17 protein-coding genes and 2 tRNA genes are annotated in these 14626 nt (G+C 72.2%); 10 read left to right on the top strand and 9 right to left on the bottom strand.

Going from position 1 to position 14626, the window contains the following annotated elements:
- Window positions 1–82: 82 nt before the first annotated feature.
- Window positions 83–1267, bottom strand: a complete 1185-nt coding sequence (locus Q3W68_RS27830; protein WP_302908258.1) for an ROK family transcriptional regulator — start codon at window positions 1265–1267, stop codon at window positions 83–85.
- 96 nt (window positions 1268–1363) lie between these two features.
- The gene (locus tag Q3W68_RS27825) at window positions 1364–1768 is read right to left on the bottom strand and encodes a hypothetical protein (protein ID WP_302908257.1); all 405 of its coding nucleotides are present in this window, start codon (window positions 1766–1768) and stop codon (window positions 1364–1366) included.
- 269 nt (window positions 1769–2037) lie between these two features.
- Between Q3W68_RS27825 and Q3W68_RS27820 the strand changes: the two genes are divergently transcribed.
- The 5 genes from Q3W68_RS27820 (at window position 2038) to Q3W68_RS27800 (ending at window position 6464) form a co-directional block, all read left to right on the top strand.
- Window positions 2038–2110: transfer RNA gene (locus Q3W68_RS27820), tRNA-Asn, on the top strand.
- Between the two features lie 176 nt (window positions 2111–2286).
- Window positions 2287–4422, top strand: coding sequence for an MMPL family transporter (locus Q3W68_RS27815; protein WP_302908256.1), 2136 nt, complete (start codon window positions 2287–2289; stop codon window positions 4420–4422).
- Window positions 4415–5650: an NAD(P)/FAD-dependent oxidoreductase gene (locus Q3W68_RS27810; protein WP_302908255.1), complete on the top strand. Its 1236-nt coding sequence runs from the start codon at window positions 4415–4417 to the stop codon at window positions 5648–5650. Before Q3W68_RS27815 ends, Q3W68_RS27810 begins: the two co-directional genes overlap by 8 nt.
- A 120-nt stretch (window positions 5651–5770) precedes the next feature.
- Window positions 5771–5847, top strand: a tRNA-Ile gene (locus Q3W68_RS27805).
- Between the two features lie 74 nt (window positions 5848–5921).
- Window positions 5922–6464: a hypothetical protein gene (locus Q3W68_RS27800; RefSeq protein WP_302908254.1), complete on the top strand. Its 543-nt coding sequence runs from the start codon at window positions 5922–5924 to the stop codon at window positions 6462–6464.
- Window positions 6465–7186: 722 nt separating this feature from the next.
- Here Q3W68_RS27800 and Q3W68_RS27795 read toward each other — a convergent pair.
- On the bottom strand, window positions 7187–7561 hold the full coding sequence (locus tag Q3W68_RS27795; protein ID WP_302908253.1) for a hypothetical protein: 375 nt from the start codon (window positions 7559–7561) through the stop codon (window positions 7187–7189).
- Between Q3W68_RS27795 and Q3W68_RS27790 the strand changes: the two genes are divergently transcribed.
- Both Q3W68_RS27790 and Q3W68_RS27785 read left to right on the top strand, forming a co-directional pair.
- Window positions 7542–8024, top strand: a complete 483-nt coding sequence (locus tag Q3W68_RS27790; protein WP_302908252.1) for a hypothetical protein — start codon at window positions 7542–7544, stop codon at window positions 8022–8024. The two genes, Q3W68_RS27795 and Q3W68_RS27790, sit on opposite strands and share 20 nt — an antisense overlap.
- Window positions 8025–8141: 117 nt before the next feature.
- The gene (locus Q3W68_RS27785) at window positions 8142–8477 is read left to right on the top strand and encodes a hypothetical protein (RefSeq protein WP_302908251.1); all 336 of its coding nucleotides are present in this window, start codon (window positions 8142–8144) and stop codon (window positions 8475–8477) included.
- A gap of 20 nt (window positions 8478–8497) precedes the next feature.
- Here the strand turns inward: Q3W68_RS27785 and Q3W68_RS27780 are convergent, their stop codons facing one another.
- A complete protein-coding gene (locus Q3W68_RS27780; protein WP_302908250.1) occupies window positions 8498–8947 on the bottom strand; it encodes a hypothetical protein in 450 nt (149 codons plus the stop codon).
- A 226-nt stretch (window positions 8948–9173) separates the two neighbouring features.
- Window positions 9174–9401 (bottom strand): hypothetical protein, encoded by a 228-nt coding sequence (locus Q3W68_RS27775; RefSeq protein ID WP_302908249.1) that lies wholly within the window; start codon window positions 9399–9401, stop codon window positions 9174–9176.
- A gap of 121 nt (window positions 9402–9522) precedes the next feature.
- Here Q3W68_RS27775 and Q3W68_RS27770 point away from each other — a divergent pair, with 121 nt between their 5' ends.
- Window positions 9523–9843, top strand: a complete 321-nt coding sequence (locus Q3W68_RS27770) for a hypothetical protein (protein ID WP_302908248.1) — start codon at window positions 9523–9525, stop codon at window positions 9841–9843.
- 174 nt (window positions 9844–10017) lie between these two features.
- On the opposite strand, the gene Q3W68_RS27765 is transcribed toward Q3W68_RS27770, so the two are convergent.
- Together Q3W68_RS27765 and Q3W68_RS27760 are read right to left on the bottom strand one after the other, a co-directional pair.
- Window positions 10018–10809, bottom strand: a complete 792-nt coding sequence (locus tag Q3W68_RS27765) for an aminoglycoside N(3)-acetyltransferase (RefSeq protein WP_302908247.1) — start codon at window positions 10807–10809, stop codon at window positions 10018–10020.
- A gap of 56 nt (window positions 10810–10865) precedes the next feature.
- Window positions 10866–11300 carry a hypothetical protein gene (locus Q3W68_RS27760; protein ID WP_302908246.1) on the bottom strand — a complete coding sequence of 145 codons (435 nt, stop codon included), beginning with the start codon at window positions 11298–11300 and terminating at the stop codon, window positions 10866–10868.
- 79 nt (window positions 11301–11379) lie between these two features.
- On the opposite strand from Q3W68_RS27760, the gene Q3W68_RS27755 reads away from it, so the two are divergent.
- On the top strand, window positions 11380–11964 hold the full coding sequence (locus Q3W68_RS27755; protein ID WP_302908245.1) for a GNAT family N-acetyltransferase: 585 nt from the start codon (window positions 11380–11382) through the stop codon (window positions 11962–11964).
- A gap of 6 nt (window positions 11965–11970) precedes the next feature.
- Here Q3W68_RS27755 and Q3W68_RS27750 read toward each other — a convergent pair whose 3' ends face one another.
- Both Q3W68_RS27750 and Q3W68_RS27745 read right to left on the bottom strand, forming a co-directional pair.
- Window positions 11971–13158: an aromatic acid exporter family protein gene (locus Q3W68_RS27750; protein ID WP_302908244.1), complete on the bottom strand. Its 1188-nt coding sequence runs from the start codon at window positions 13156–13158 to the stop codon at window positions 11971–11973.
- A gap of 50 nt (window positions 13159–13208) precedes the next feature.
- Window positions 13209–13676: an SRPBCC family protein gene (locus Q3W68_RS27745; RefSeq protein WP_302908243.1), complete on the bottom strand. Its 468-nt coding sequence runs from the start codon at window positions 13674–13676 to the stop codon at window positions 13209–13211.
- Window positions 13677–13834: 158 nt separating this feature from the next.
- Here Q3W68_RS27745 and Q3W68_RS27740 point away from each other — a divergent pair, with 158 nt between their 5' ends.
- Window positions 13835–14596, top strand: a complete 762-nt coding sequence (locus Q3W68_RS27740; RefSeq protein WP_302908242.1) for a GNAT family N-acetyltransferase — start codon at window positions 13835–13837, stop codon at window positions 14594–14596.
- The last annotated feature ends 30 nt before the right edge of the window (window positions 14597–14626 follow it).

Below are 14626 nucleotides of genomic sequence, written 5' to 3'. Positions count from 1 at the left end.
ACCGGAACACCCGCCCATACGCCGGCCGCAAGTGCACGATCGGCGCGGCCCGGCGGGGGTGGGGTGGGGGCGGGGTGGGGGGTCAGCGGGCGGCGTAGGTCTGGGTGCTGACCAGGTGGGCGGCGCCGATCAGGCCGGCGGTGTCGCCGAGGTCGGACAGGACGATGGGCATGCTGCCGGTGGCCAGCGGCGTGGAGCGGCGGTAGACCACGCCCCGGATCTCGGCGAGCAGGACCGGCCCGATCCCGGCCGGCGCGCCGCCGATGATGACGATGGCCGGGTTGACGAAGCTGACCAGCCCGACCAGCACCCGTCCGAGCCGGCGGGCGGCGTCGCGCACGAGCGTCTGCGCCGCCGGGTCGCCCTCGGTGGCCGCCGCGGCCACGTCGGCCACCGTCAGCGTCCCGGCCGCGGCCAGCCGGTCGGCCAGCGCCGTCGAGCGCCCGCCCCGCGCGGCGGTCACCGCCTCCCGCACCAGTGCGACATCCCCGCAGTACGCCTCGACGCACCCGTTGTTGCCGCAGCCGCAGAGCGGCCCGTCCTCGGTGAGCTGGAAGTGGCCGATGTCGCCCGCCCCGCTGGCTGCGCCCCGGTAGAGCGAGCCGGCGAGGACCAGCCCGCAGCCGATCGCCTCGCCCAGCTTGACGTAGAGGAAGTCGTCGAACGGGCGGCCGGTGCCGGCGTGCCGTTCGCCGAGGGCCATCGCGTTGGCGTCGTTGTCCACCTGCACCGGGCAGCCCAGTTCGGCGGCGAGCGTGTCGCGTACCGGGAAGCGGTGCCAGCCCGGCAGGGCCGGCGCGGAGACCGGCGAGCCGTCGCGGACCTCGACCGGCGCGGGCAGCGCCACGCCGACGCCGGTGAGCGACGTCAGTCCCGCCTCGACGCGCAGCTTGCCGAGCAGTTCGACGATGCGGCCGACCACCACGTCCGGGCCGAGCCGGACGTCCACCGGCTCGTCGTGGCGGGCGAGCGGGTTCAGTTCGCCGTCGGTGAGCGCGACCCGCAGGACGCCGTCGCCGACGAGCACCGCGCCGAACCGGACCTGCGCGCCGACGCGCAGCAGTGACGACCGGCGGCCGCCCCGGGACGCGGCCGGCCCGGCGCTCTCCACCAGGCCGAGCGTGGTCAGCCGGTCCACCTCGGCGGCGAACCGGGCCCGGGGCAGGCCGAGGAGGTCGGCCAGTTCGACCCGGGAGCGTGGGCCGTCGTCGCGCAGCAGGCGCAGCAGCCGCGCCTGAGCCGCCGTCTCCGGTCCGACCATCGACATGTGGTCACCTCCCCACCGAGAATGTGCCACACCCGTGCCCGCGCACACGGGAGCGGGCCGGTCACCCGGAGGTGACCGGCCCGCTGTCCGCTTGCGTCAGAGCGTGTTGCCGGTGGACGGCTTGCTGCTCGTGCCGGTCGTGCTCGAGCCGGACGCGCTGGTCGAACCGGTCGAGCTGGTCGAGCCCGTGCCGTTGGCGCTGCGGCTGCCGACCGCGGCCGGCGTGCCGGCGAACGGCTTGTCGGCGTCGGTCATGCCCTGCTTGCCGCCGTTGCCGGTGGCGAGCTTCTCGCCGATCTTGGTCTGCCCCAGCTTGTCCTTGCCCTCCGAGTAGAGCCGGGTCGCCTGGGCCTGCGCGACCCCGGCCGCCTCCTGGACGGTCGGGTGGTCGAGCACCTTGCGCCCGCGGACCACCAGCTCCTCGTACTTCTCCCGGCCGGCACGGGCGCCCAGGACGAATCCCGCAGCCAGCCCGCCAAGAAACATGATCTTTCCGCGCATGGCGGCTCCTTCCGTACCTGACGCTCTCGCCGGTCTCCGCCATTGTCGGCGGAACGACCGTCTCGCGCCTGCGTTCTCTGTCGACGGCTAACTACCCATCCTGCTCTCCGCTCATGCCTCCCTGTGCCGAGATGACGATTTGTCCGTAATCCTGGTACGTCAGCCGGTCAGGTCCTCCTCCGGTAACCCCCTGGCGCACCACCCCCCGATGTCCTGTACTCTTGTCCCCGTCGCACGGAGCGGAGAGATCCGCACCGAGCGGTGAACGGTCCCCTGTAGCTCAATTGGCAGAGCAGCCGGCTGTTAACCGGCAGGTTATTGGTTCGAGTCCAATCGGGGGAGCTTCGCTCCACGCCACGCCCGCCGGCATCACCGGCGGGCGTTCGTCGTTCCCGGCCCCTGCGAGCGGCCCGGCTGCCCGGTTTCCGCCCGCGAGTCCTCGTTCGCCCGGCAGGATGGTCGGCGTCGACTTAGACTCCCGCTGCGTCGATTGATGCGTCGATTCGAGGACGGTGGAGATGGCCGCAGGACGCAGCCGCTGGACCGCGACGCTGATCGCGGTGGCGGTGGTGCTCGGCTGGCTGATCGTCGGCGGCGTCGCCGGCCCGTACTCCGGCAAGCTCGGCGAGGTCTCGACCAACGACAACGCCTCCTTCCTGCCGGCCGACGCCGAGGCCACCCGGGCGCAGGACCTGGCCGCCGGATTCGTCGACCGGGAGACCACCCCGGCGCTCGTGGTCTACGAACGACCCGGCGGCCTCACCCCGGCCGACCAGCAGCGGATCCAGGCCGACGCGGCCCGCTTCGCCGAGGTGCCGGGCGTGGTCGGCCCGCTGCCGCCACCGGTAGTCAGCCAGGACAGGCAGGCCGCCCAGGTGATCGTGCCGATCGACAGCGCCGAGGGCGAACAGATCCGGTCCGTTGTGGAACGCCTGCGCGACATCGCCGGCCCGGACCGTGACGGGCTCACCGTCGACGTGGCCGGACCGGCCGGACTGCTCGGCGACCTGATCGAGGTGTTCGGCGCGATCGACGGGCCGCTGCTGCTGGTCACGCTGACGGTGGTGCTGGTCATCCTGCTCGTCGTCTACCGCAGCCCGGTGCTGTGGATCTTCCCGCTGCTGGCGGCCGGGATGTCGTACTCGCTCGCCGCCGTCTTCGTCTACCTGCTCGCCGACCACGACATCGTCAAGCTCAACGGGCAGGCGCAGGGCATCCTCACCGTGCTCGTCTTCGGCGCCGGCACCGACTACGCGCTGCTGCTCATCGCCCGCTACCGGGAGGAACTGCACCGGCACGAACGGCCCTGGGACGCGATGCGGACCGCCTGGAAGGGCGCCGCCCCGGCCATCATCGCCTCCGGCGCCACAGTCATCGTCAGCCTGCTCTGCCTGCTGCTGTCCAGCCTCAACTCCAACCGCGCGCTCGGCCCGGTCAGCGCCGTCGGCATCGCCGCCACGCTGCTGGTCATGCTCACCTTCCTGCCCGCGCTGCTGGTCCTCGGCGGCCGCTGGGCGTTCTGGCCCCGGCGACCCCGGTACGACCAGGCCGACCCCCGCACCGAGCACGGCATCTGGGCGCGGATCGCCGGCTTCGTGGCGCGCCGCGCGCGTACCGTCTGGGTCGTCACCGCCGTGGTGCTCGCCGCCCTCGCGATCGGGGTGACCCAGCTCGGCGCCACCACGCTCGGCCAGTCCCAGCTGTTCACCCAGCGCACCGACTCGGTCGCCGGGCAGGAGGTCATCGACAGGCACTTCGCGGCCGGCACCGGCAGCCCAGCCACCATCTTCACCACCCAGGCCACCGCCCGGCAGGTCGCCCAGGTGGCGCAGGGCGTACCGGGAGTCGCCTCGGTGCTGCCGCTCGGCGAGCGGGGCGAGAACGCGCCGCCCGACCCGGACGCGCCCCCCAAGGTGGTCGACGGACGGGTGCAGCTCGACGTCACGCTCGCCGACCCGCCGGACAGCAACGGCGCCGAGCGGACCATCCGCGACCTGCGCGAGGCGGTGCACCGGGTGCCCGGCGCCGACGCGGTGGTCGGCGGCTTCACCGCGATCAACGTCGACACCGCCGACGCCTCGGTACGCGACCGCGACGTCATCATCCCGGTGGTGCTGCTGGTCATCGCGGTCATCCTGGCGGTGCTGCTGCGCGCCCTGGTCGCCCCGGTGCTGCTGATCGCCACGGTGGTGCTGTCGTTCCTGGCCACGCTGGGCCTGTGCGCGCTGCTGTTCCGGTACGTCTTCGACTTCCCCGGCGTCGACCAGTCGTTCCCGCTGTTCGCGTTCGTCTTCCTGGTCGCGCTCGGCATCGACTACAACATCTTCCTGATGAGCCGGGTCCGCGAGGAGTCGGTACGGCGCGGCACCCGCGCCGGGGTGCTCGCCGGACTGGCCGTCACCGGTGGCGTGATCACCTCCGCCGGCATCGTGCTCGCCGCCACGTTCTCCGCGCTCGCCGTACTGCCGCTCGTGGTGCTCGTCGAGCTGGGCGTGGCGGTAGCCGTCGGCGTCCTGCTCGACACCATCGTGGTCCGCTCGCTGCTGGTGCCCGCGCTCGCGTACGACATCGGGCCGAAGGTCTGGTGGCCGGGCCGGTTGTCGCGGTCGCACCGCGAGGGCGACCGGGCCGGGGCGGGGGTGGACAGTGCCTGACACGGACGTGGTGGTCGTCGGCGGCGGCCTGGCCGGTCTCGCCGCCGCCCGGCGGCTGCACCGCGCGGGCGTGCCGTGGCGGCTGCTTGAGGCGGGCGACCGGCTCGGCGGGCGGGTCGCCACCGACCGCGTCGACGGGTTCCTGCTGGACCGCGGCTTCCAGGTGCTCAACACCGCGTACCCGCGGCTCGCCGGCCTGGTCGACGTCGGCACTCTCGGGATGGGGTGGTTCACCTCCGGCGTGCTGGTCCGTCGCGGCGACCGGCTGGAACGCCTCGTCAACCCGCTGCGTGAACCCACCGGGGCACCCGGCACGCTCACCGCGGGCATCGGGTCGCTGACCGACCGGTTGCGGTTCGCCACGCTCGCCGCCGGCTACGCCACGATGCCGGTCGGGCGGCTGCTCGACACGCCCGAGACCAGCGCCGAGAAGGCGCTGCGCCGGGCCGGCCTCTCCGACGCGATCATCGAGGAACTGCTCCGGCCGTTCCTGTCCGGCGTGCTGCTCGACCGCGAGCTGGCCACCTCCAGCCACGTCCTCGCGGTCGTCATGCGCTCCTTCGCGCGCGGCCGGATCGGCCTGCCCGCGGACGGGATGCAGGCGCTGCCCCGGGCGCTCGCCGCGCCGCTGCCCGCCGAGCTGATCGAGCTGAACACCCCGGTCACCGAGGTCGCGCCCGGCCGGGTCCGCACCCCGTCCGGCGAGATCACCGCCCGCGCCGTCGTGGTCGCTGTCGACCCGCCCGCGGCGGCCACGCTGCTGCCGGGGCTGCCGAGGGTACGCATGCACGCGTACACCACCTACTACCACCGCACCGAGGCGGCGCCGCTGGACGAGCCGATCCTGCTGCTCGACGGCGACCGGCGCGAACTGGTCGCCAACACGGTGGTGGTGAGCCGGGCCGCCCCCACGTACGCGCCGGAGGGCGAGCACCTGATCGCCACCTCGGTGGTCGGCCCGCAGGCACCGCCCGAACCGGTTATCCGGCGCGAGTTGGACCGCCTCTACGGCCGCTCCACCGCCGACTGGACCCACCTCACCACGGTCGCCGTGCCGGACGCGCTGCCGGCCGCACCGCCACCACAGGGCCGGCTGCGCAAGCCGGTGGCGCTCGGCGACGGCCTGTACGTGGCCGGTGACCACCGCGACGGCCCGTCCATCCAGGGGGCGCTCGCCAGCGGGTGGCGTACGGTCGGCGCGGTTCTCGCGGAGTTGCGGCGCGGGTGAGCCATCGGCGGATAGCGCGTTGTTATCCTCGCGTAGCCCATCGTGCTGTCGCGGCCGTGTTTCCGCCCGGTAGGTGGTGGTCCGCGCAGCGATCGGCGGGTTACGATCCGGCGCGGTCACGGGGCGGTAGCTCAGCCGGTTAGAGCAGGGGACTCATAATCCCTCGGTCGCGGGTTCGAACCCCGCCCGCCCCACCATCCGTTCTCCCAGCTCAGCTGCCGACGACCCGGACGGACCGCGTCAAGGTCCGGACCGACGCCCTCAGTCCGCAGTGAGTCCGCAGCAGCGCGACCGCCGCCCGGTCGAGGCGATCCGCCACCTGGTCCAGGTAGTTGAGAACTGCGCATCCAGCACCCCACTTCAGGTGCAGGCCAAGGAACTGCTTGACACGATCCTTGGAACGCAGGCCTGCATGATGCGGGGCGTGATCCTCTACGGACCGCCAGCCGCCGGCAAGGACACGATCACCCGCGCGCTCACCGATGCTGATCCGGCCGATCGGCTTTTCCGCCGGCTCAAGGCAGGTCCAGGGCGGACCGCCGGCTATCGGATGACCACCGCCGATAAGTTGAAGGAGCTCCGAAGCCGCGGAGAAGTGGCGTGGGAGAACGACCGGTACGGAGCCCGGTACATAGTTGACCGGCCAGCACTGCGCCGTGACCTCACCGACTACGTGCCCGTCGTGCATCTCGGCCAGACAGAAGCCGTCGATGCGTCAGGTCCGCCATCGAAGGAGCGCATGGCTCACCGTCTACGTGTGTCCCGTCGCGGGAGATGCTTGACGAATCCGTCCCACCACATCACTGACAGATGACCTAATGCAGCCCGGCGAACTTTCTCAGTCAGTCTCCGATGAACAGGAGCCGTCTGTGATGAGGACGTCGGGGCGCGACCTCCAGGAGCGATGCGAGCTGAAGTACCGCGTGGGCAGCCCGTCGCACCCGGCCGTCCTCAGATCGCTCAAGGATCGACCGAAGTTCGCCCGCCAGGCTGGTGCATTGGCGAGGGTTGAAGCAGGTGTCGTCGTAGGGATCGACTCCGGATAGCAACGGGTAACGAGACGGCTCCGATGCAGCGAAGGAGCAGAGAGCCCCGACGCCCGCAGCGTCCGTAAGCCGCTCGATGACGGCACCGCTGAACTCCCGAACCTGCACACTCATACCCACGGCCTCATCGTGCCTGACCTCAGCAGTCGCAGGGCGGGCTGGTCCTCGCCGAGAGCGCCGCGATCATGTCAACCATGCGGTGGGACGCCACTGTCAAGCATGTCCCGTGACGGGACACGCGTTGCGGCGTGACGTTGCCGAATTCCGCTCTATCAGATCAAGGCGGCCCGCAAGCGGGCCGCGCCGGCCGCGCTCGGCCTGCTGGCGGCGCAAGCGCCGGCATCGGCGCGGTGAGAGACGTCGGAAGGTATTCCGGCTGCTAGACCGCCATGTGTCGAGGTCGGCGGGGTGCCCATCTTGATCTCATAATCCCTCGGTCGCGGGTTCGAACCGCGCCCGCCCACCACGCAGAACTCCCTGGTCAGCCGACCTACCAGTACCTGCCGCAGGTCGGCTCGAACTTGTCGACCGCGCTCTCCAGGGCAGCCGTGTCGCTCGCTACCTTGACGAGTCCTTCCGGGGTGGTGGGCTTGATCGAGCGGACCTCGACATCCTTCAGGCCTGCGGCCACTGCGAGCGCCCTGAAGTTGCCCCGCAACGTGCGGTCCGTCTGCTCGCCGGCCACCCTGTTCGCGACCGCATGAAGGTTGACCAGCCGGGTGGACGCCTCCGCCCGAGCGTTGACGATCTCGGCCTCCACTGTCGAACTGGCGGCGACTCCGCCCAAGGTGATCAGGCCGGCGATGGCCTTCTCCAACGAACCCTTGACGGCGGCGCAGGCCGCCTTGTTGCTGGTGGTGGCCACCTGCGTGGCCTTCCTGGTCGTCGGCGGCGCCGCAGGGGCGGTCGAGGAACGGGGGGTTCCGGAGGATCGAGGGGTCAGCGACGGCTTGGGTGTCAGGCTCGGTGTGACCGTCGGTGCCGTGGGTGTCGGGATGGGTGACTCCGTGGAGGTGCTCGCCGCCACGGCGGTGGGCGTGCTCGGCATCTCGTCGGCGCGGCCACATGCCGAGGCGGTGAGTAGCGTCGCGGCGACCGCCGCGCAGAGGCCGAGCCGTCGTACCGTCACGTCGTATCCCATCTCGCGATCTTGCGGGAGCATGACGCTACAGGGCGGACGCAGTGGCGACCATCAACCGGTCGGACCGGCCGCCGAGTTGATCTCATTCCTCGATCACAGGTTGAACCCCCACCCGCCTTCCCTGGCCGGACACGCCGACAGCGGTCGACCGGCCATGCTGACGGGCTATGCCACCGCGCCGCCGTAAAGGGTGCTGCGCTTCAGCACACCGATGGCCCGAGGCCGTCCAACACCCCCGCGGGGGTCGCAGACTGGCGGCTGTCCGTCCGAGGATCTGGACGGTGTGTGGCGGCATACTGATCCGATGGACGTCAGCAGCGGCGAATCAACCGTGACCGTCCCGCTCGACCGGGCGATCGAGGTAGCTCGCTTGCTCGAGTGCCTCGCGGTCTCCATCCACCGGATCGATTCACGGGCGGCGGACGCCGAGACCCTCGATCGATTCATCACCGAGTGGCTGATCGGCCCTCAAGCGGATCGAGCGCGAACGATCCTGTGGGATGCCATCAGCCGGGCGATCGGCGAGGAGGCGGTGGAGGAGATCGCTGAAGCAGTGGCCAAGTTTCCGGACCCCCCTCCTGATGAGGTAGGACGGCTTCGGCGGGATCTGTCAGCCTGGCAGAAGGCGCTCGGTGGGTAGCCGTCCTCGGGCGGGCACGTCTATGTTTCGTCAGGATCTTCGAGGTGGGACCTGTCGTCGAGGTCGACCACCATATCCCCCATGAACCGGGCCCCGCAGCTGTCGCAGAAGGCTCCCTCTGTTGCCCCGTCGACGACCGGTTCGCCGTCCGTACCCGGGTAGCCGAGAAACCACTGGCCCTGCAGCTTGACCATCAGCTTCGGCCATCGAGGCTCGCAGGAGCACACGGCGTTCTCGGGCTCGTGTGCCCAGTCGAACGGGGGCGGCGTGTCGGGGTCGATGACGAAGTTGCCCGGGTACGTCGCGGAGCACTCGGCGCACCTGGCTGACAGCTCTGTCATCGTGGTGAACGGGCTGCCTTGCTCGGACGGCTGGCACGGCATGACGTAGCCGTTCATCTCCGTGACGAGAGCCGGCCACTGGGGCCGGCAGCGGCACGCCGCCTTCTTGGTCCGGAACAGTTTGAGCACGTACGCCCCCGGCTCTGATGACGAGCTGAGAAGTCTAGCGGGTGACTGGATCTTCGAGGACGGACGGAGACGCGCCCTGACTCGTTGCTCCCGGTCGCTGCGGCAGTGCCCACGTTCCCGGGACGCTCCTCCTCAAGACGTGAGACGGCTTCGGCAGGGGCTGTCGGCTCGGCAGAAGGCGCTCGGTGGATTGCCGCCTCTCCGGCGGGCGGGGGGAGTGCTCGAATCAGTGAACGGGCAGGGCGTACCAGCGGCCGGCGCCATGAACCGAGTACTCGATACCCGTGCTCGACATGCCCTCCCGAGGCATCGTTCGCGAATGCCTCACTGCCACCATCAGATCTGAGACGCAGCCGAGATCCGGGTAGGCGTCGAGCAAACGCGACCGAATGTCCTTCAGTGCGGCGGCGTAGCGCCGTACTGCTTCGACCGCTGACTCGGCGGACTCGTCCACATGAGCAGTATCCCCGTCTGCCGGGCCGCAGCGTGCCGTCGGCACTGACGCCAGGGCTGGGGGTCGCGGCGCGTCGGGCGCGCTTCTTTCTCACTCATGCATGCTTCGGCATGCTGGCCGAATGGAGAACCTGCACGCGTCGGCGCCGCGCACTCTGCACCTGTACTGCAGGGTCGACGTCCTGGTCACCGATCCTCAGGCTCTCGTCGATCGTGCCGTCGCCGAGCTGCGAGATGCGGATGTCGACTGGTCGACTGAAGACGACGACCTCGAATCGGCGGTGGGGGAACTGCGTGGCAGCATCGCTGACTCACTCGGGGCGGTGGCCGACATCAGCCGCATGATCGAGGGTGTGCCCGGAGTCGAGTTCCGAGGCGGTTGGTGCCGGGCTGAGCCAGGCCCACCGCGCGAGATTCCCGCTCCTGAAAGCGGGGCGGTCTGAACCTGCCCGGAGAGCCTGGCAGCTCTCCGTCCGGTCGGGCTGTAGCGATCGGGCTTGAACTCCACGAGTTGCGGATCGAGGCCAAGACCCACGACCTCACGCTGCTGTTCTCGGATATGCAGATCGGTGAACCACCGCCGGGGTACCGTCCGTTCGCTGTCGACCAGGACGGCGTCAGTGCTCGCGGTTCGCGGCCATCCAGGCGGTGGCGAAGTCGACCAGCGCGCGCTGGCGCATCAGCCGGGCCGTCGCGCCGCCCACCCGGCCGGTCGTCGCGCCGCCTGTCGCCTCGAAGTCGGCGCCCAGCCAGTGGAAGTCGTCCTCGTCGGTGACGACATCTGTCCACGTGGTCCACCGGCTCGTGCCGTCCGGCAGCCGTACCACCGAGCCCGTCACCGCCCGCGGCGGCGAAGCCTGCCGCCATTCCGCCAGGTGCAGCGAGGTGTTGGAGCTGTGGTCGCAGCCGAGCAGCAGCACCTTGCCGTCGAGCCGGTACACCGCGCCCAGCGGGGAGTGCTCGCCCAGCGCGTCGTCGAGGCGGTGTCCGTCCACGATGTCGGCGGCGTGCGCGCCGAGCGCGGCGAAGGACACCTGCGGGTGGTCGCTGCGGCGGGCGCCCGGCCAGGTGCGTACCGTCTCGGCGACCGCGCCCATCCACCGGCTCGGCGTGCGGGCCGGGTCGAAGCCGGGCGTCTGTTCGCGGATGACTGGCCACCACGCCTCGGGTACGGGCGGATGCCGCCACCCGGCCGGGTCCGTGTTGTCCGGCGTGTGCGTCGGCACGACGAGGGTGCCCTCCGGTCCGAGCGCGTCGAGCAGCGCCCACACCACCGCCTCGGTGCCACCGGCGACGAACCCGAGACTCCGGTACGACGAGTGCAGCAGCAGGACGTCACCCGAAGCGACGCCGAGCGTGCGCAGGTCGTACGCGAGCGAGCTGACGGTGTGCGGTGCGGCCTGGTCCACGCGGCGCAGTGTAGGCGGGGCCGAGCCTGGACCGGAGACGGTGCCGGAGGACGGCGTCACTCCCACGGCGGGACGTGCCGGTTCACGTAGTCGCGGGCGCGGGGGAGCGGATCACCCCAGTACCGGTGCGGCATGCGGTGATGCTGGGACTCGCAGAACGTGGCGAGGTCGTCGACGATCGCGATCCGGTCCAGTGGACGCCGTTCGAACTCCCGGTTGGCGGCGAGCAGGTCCGCCTCCGGGTTCCACCCGGCGTGGTCGAACGCCCAGCCCGCCCAGGTCGCGTACACGTGGATGACCTGGCGCTCGCCCGCGAACCGCAACCCCGCGAGCCCGATCGGCCGGTCCGGGTAGGTGTCCCGGCACACCCAGGCCAGGATGTGGCAGGCCCCGGCGGCGAAGAACGGCTGGTCGGCGCGATCCCAGGCGACTCGCTGGTCGGCTCGTTCCTGCGGCGTACGCCGGAAGACGCCCGCTGCCGTCGCCGCCACAGGCGCACCCTAGCCGAGTTCGCGTGTGCCGACCTGAACCGGATTGACACGCGGGGCGGTCCGCGGGGGAGAGTCGGGCATGCGCTTTCCGCTGTCGACTCCACCCGCCGTTCCCGCGGGCACGCTCGCCACCGGCCCGCAGCCGACGCTGTTCGCGGCGGACGGCCTGGTCCTGCGCCCCTGGGAGGACGGGGACGCACCGGCTGTGCTGGCCGCGTACCAGGACCCGGAGATCCGCCGCTGGCACACCCGCCGGCCCGCGTCGGAGGAGCAGGTGCGGGAATGGTTCGCCTACTTCCGCCGTGCGTGGCGGCAGGCGACGGGCGCGAGCTGGGCGGTGACGCGCGACGGCGAGGTGGTGGGCCGCATCGTGCTGGGCGGCGTGGACCTCGACGACGGCGAGGCCGGGTGCGCGTACTGGGTGGTTCCGGCCGCCCGCGGCACGGGCGTGGCCTCCGGGGCGTTGCGGGCGCTGAGCGCGTGGGCACTCGGCGAGGGCCGGCTGCACCGGCTCTGGCTGGACCACTCGACCGGCAACGTCGCGTCGTGCCGGGTGGCGGTCAAGGCCGGGTTCCGGCTGGAGGGCACCAAACGCAGCGCGGCCGTCCACGACGACGGGCGGCACGACATGCACCTGCACGCCCGCGTCCGCGGGGACGACTGAACCGGGTCACGACTGCGCGGCGGCCACCTCTCGGATGCGCCGCATCGCCTCCTCGCGCTCCATCCCGGTCGCCTGGAGGATGTCGCTCGCGGCGGTCCGGACCTGCCCCACGATCACCGTGCCGGACAGCCCGGTCCCGGCGAGCTCCGCGCACGTCGCCGCCGCCACCGCATCCAGCGCGTGCCGGCGGGCGTCCTCCGGGCCCTGGTCCGCGAGAACCTCCTCCTGTACGGCGTGCACCGCCGCGCCGAGCGCCTCCACGGCGTCCGGCAGGCTCTCCGGTACCGGCTCCCCGTCCTCGATCAGCACGACGGCCCGCCGGGCCAGCACCCGGGTGTTCCAGACCGCCTGGTCCACGTCCGGCGCGCTGAGCTGGTAGTGCCGGACCGATCGCCGCCTCGGCCAGCGCGCCGGGGCGAGTTCGACGGTCTCCTTCGCGCCGCCGAACACGTCCCAGAACCGGCCCAGGTCGGCCCCGACCGCCTGCGACCGGCTCAGCGCCTGGTCGGCCAGGTCGTGGTCGCGTCGCCGCAGGGCGGCGGCGGTCGCCGTGAGCTGGCCGGCGAGCTGCCGCAGCGTGGGCGCTGCCACCCGCCGCATGACCCGCAGCGGGTTGATCGGCACCAGCAGCAACGTCACCACCAGTCCCACGCCGCCGCCGATCAGCGCGTCGACGAAGCGGGGGAACTCCAGCGTGTGCCGGGACGAGGAGAGCGCGCCGAGCAGCACCGCCGTACCGCTGGCGTTGCCCACGAGCCCGCCCCGCGTACTCAATGCCAGCGCGACCAGGACGGACGCCGTGACGATCACGCCGGTCTGCCACACCCCGGCGCCGACCGCCCCGATCAGCAGGTCCGACACGATGATGCCGAGCGTCACCCCGGCGAGCAGCTCGACGGTGTTGGAGAGACGCCGTCCGAACGACGAGGTGATCACCGCGACCGCGGCGGCCGGGGCGAAGATCGGGCTCGGCATGCCGGTGAGCCAGCGCGCGACGGCCCACGCGAGCGCCGCCGCGAGGCCGGCCTGCACGGCGAGTACGGACTTGATCCGCAGCTGTTGCAGCCGGTCCCGCCCGGCGGCCCGGCCGCGCTCGTTCACGCGCTCCCACGCCTCGTCGAACCGCTCCGCGTCCAGGCCGGCGCGCCGCGACGACCCCCGCCGGCCGCCGCGACCCTCCCGCTGCCCGGTCACCGCCGGCGGCTACCCGCAAAACCCGCCGCCAATCCCGGCGTCCGTCGTGGTCAGCCGCCCGATTCGAGGTACGCGGCCAGGTGCGCCAGCGAGGACGCGATGCCCTCCTCGTGCACCGCCTGGTCGATGCCCGGCGGCACGCCGGTGGCGGTGACCGTCACAGCGGTGCCGTCGCCGGCCGCCGCGAGGTGCCAGGTCATGGTCATGGTGCCCGCGTACGCCGGGTCGTCGGCCTGGAACACGGCGGTCTGCACCACCCGGTGCGCCGGTACGAGTTCGGCGAACCCGACGTCGACCACGTCGGTGGCGTCCGACGTCTTGCCCGGGTTGCCGGTCGGGTCGAGGTAGGTGAGCACCATCCGGAACCCGCCGCCCGGGCGCGGATCCCAGTGCTCGATCCGCCCCCGCATCCCGTCCGGCGGCAACCACGCCTCCAGGGCGGCCCGGTCGACGAGCGCGTCATACACCGCCGCCGGCGGCGCGGCGATCGTCCTGCTGCCCCGATCGATCCTGCTCACCCCCAAACCCTAGGCCCGCGCCCTCCCGCCCGCGGGTGCCCCTCGTCGATCTTGGAGTTGTGGTCGTGAATGAATGCGGCTGAGAAGGGCGATTCGGGCCCCACAACTCCAAGATCGACGGGGAGCGGGAGCGGGGCGCGCCCGGTACGCTGCCGCGAATGCCGGTACGACAGCACCTCCACGACTCGCTGCTGCTCGGGGATGACGACACGCCGCTGGCCCGGATGCGGCTGCGGGACGACGACGGCACGGCGGTCGCGGCCGACGTCCGACCGCTGCCCGAGGCGCCGCTCACCCGGCTCGTCGCGCAGGTACGGCGCGATCTCGCCGGGCACCGGCTGGAGACGCCGGACGAGGCGCTGGCGGCGGCACTGGTGGCCGACGGGCTGGAGCTGAGCCGGGCCGCCACGGACATGCGGCACGACCTGACCGGCGTACCCGAACCGGTGGCACTGCCGGACGGCTGGTCCCTCGGCGCACCCGGCTGGGACGACGACCTCGCCGCGGGGCTGGACGCGGCCTACGGCCCGGACCACCCGGACGGCCGCTGGCAGCCCAGCGACACCCGGGAGGTACGGGCGATGTTCGACACCGGCGAGCCGGTGCCACCCCTGGTGCCCGCCTCGGCCCGGCTGATCGACCCGGACGGCCGCAGCGCCGGGCACGTGCTGTGCGCCGGGCCGGTGCCGTGGACCGACGACGACTGCGTCTGGATCCTGAATCTGGGCGTCGCGCCCCGCGCACAGCGCCGCGGGTTCGGCCGGGCGCTGCTCGTCCACGCGTTGCGCGGCGCGCGCGAGGTCGGGCTGCCGTCGGTCGGCCTGTCGGTGGTCGACGGCAACCCGGCCCGCCGCATGTATGACGCGGCCGGCTTCCGCGTCCTCACCCGGGTGCTCACGGTCCGGATCCCCGACGCGTAGCCCGTCCACGGTCGTGTCGGCGTCGGCTCG

The sequence above is a fragment of the Micromonospora sp. C28ISP2-4 genome (assembly GCF_030519385.1).
Taxonomy (GTDB): domain Bacteria; phylum Actinomycetota; class Actinomycetes; order Mycobacteriales; family Micromonosporaceae; genus Micromonospora; species Micromonospora tulbaghiae.
The sequence above is the reverse complement of the archived record's forward strand: the minus strand, read 5'-3'. Positions and strand labels throughout refer to the sequence as shown.

Bases quoted from the DNA above. Each gene is read 5' to 3' on its own strand.
- Q3W68_RS27815 (WP_302908256.1), top strand. From the start codon at position 2,287: ATGGCCGCAGGACGCAGCCGCTGGACCGCGACGCTGATCGCGGTGGCG.
- Q3W68_RS27830 (WP_302908258.1), bottom strand. From the start codon at position 1,267: ATGTCGATGGTCGGACCGGAGACGGCGGCTCAGGCGCGGCTGCTGCGC.
- Q3W68_RS27740 (WP_302908242.1), top strand. From the start codon at position 13,835: ATGCCGGTACGACAGCACCTCCACGACTCGCTGCTGCTCGGGGATGAC.
- Q3W68_RS27770 (WP_302908248.1), top strand. From the start codon at position 9,523: ATGGAGAACCTGCACGCGTCGGCGCCGCGCACTCTGCACCTGTACTGC.
- Q3W68_RS27825 (WP_302908257.1), bottom strand. From the start codon at position 1,768: ATGCGCGGAAAGATCATGTTTCTTGGCGGGCTGGCTGCGGGATTCGTC.
- Q3W68_RS27785 (WP_302908251.1), top strand. From the start codon at position 8,142: ATGGACGTCAGCAGCGGCGAATCAACCGTGACCGTCCCGCTCGACCGG.
- Q3W68_RS27755 (WP_302908245.1), top strand. From the start codon at position 11,380: ATGCGCTTTCCGCTGTCGACTCCACCCGCCGTTCCCGCGGGCACGCTC.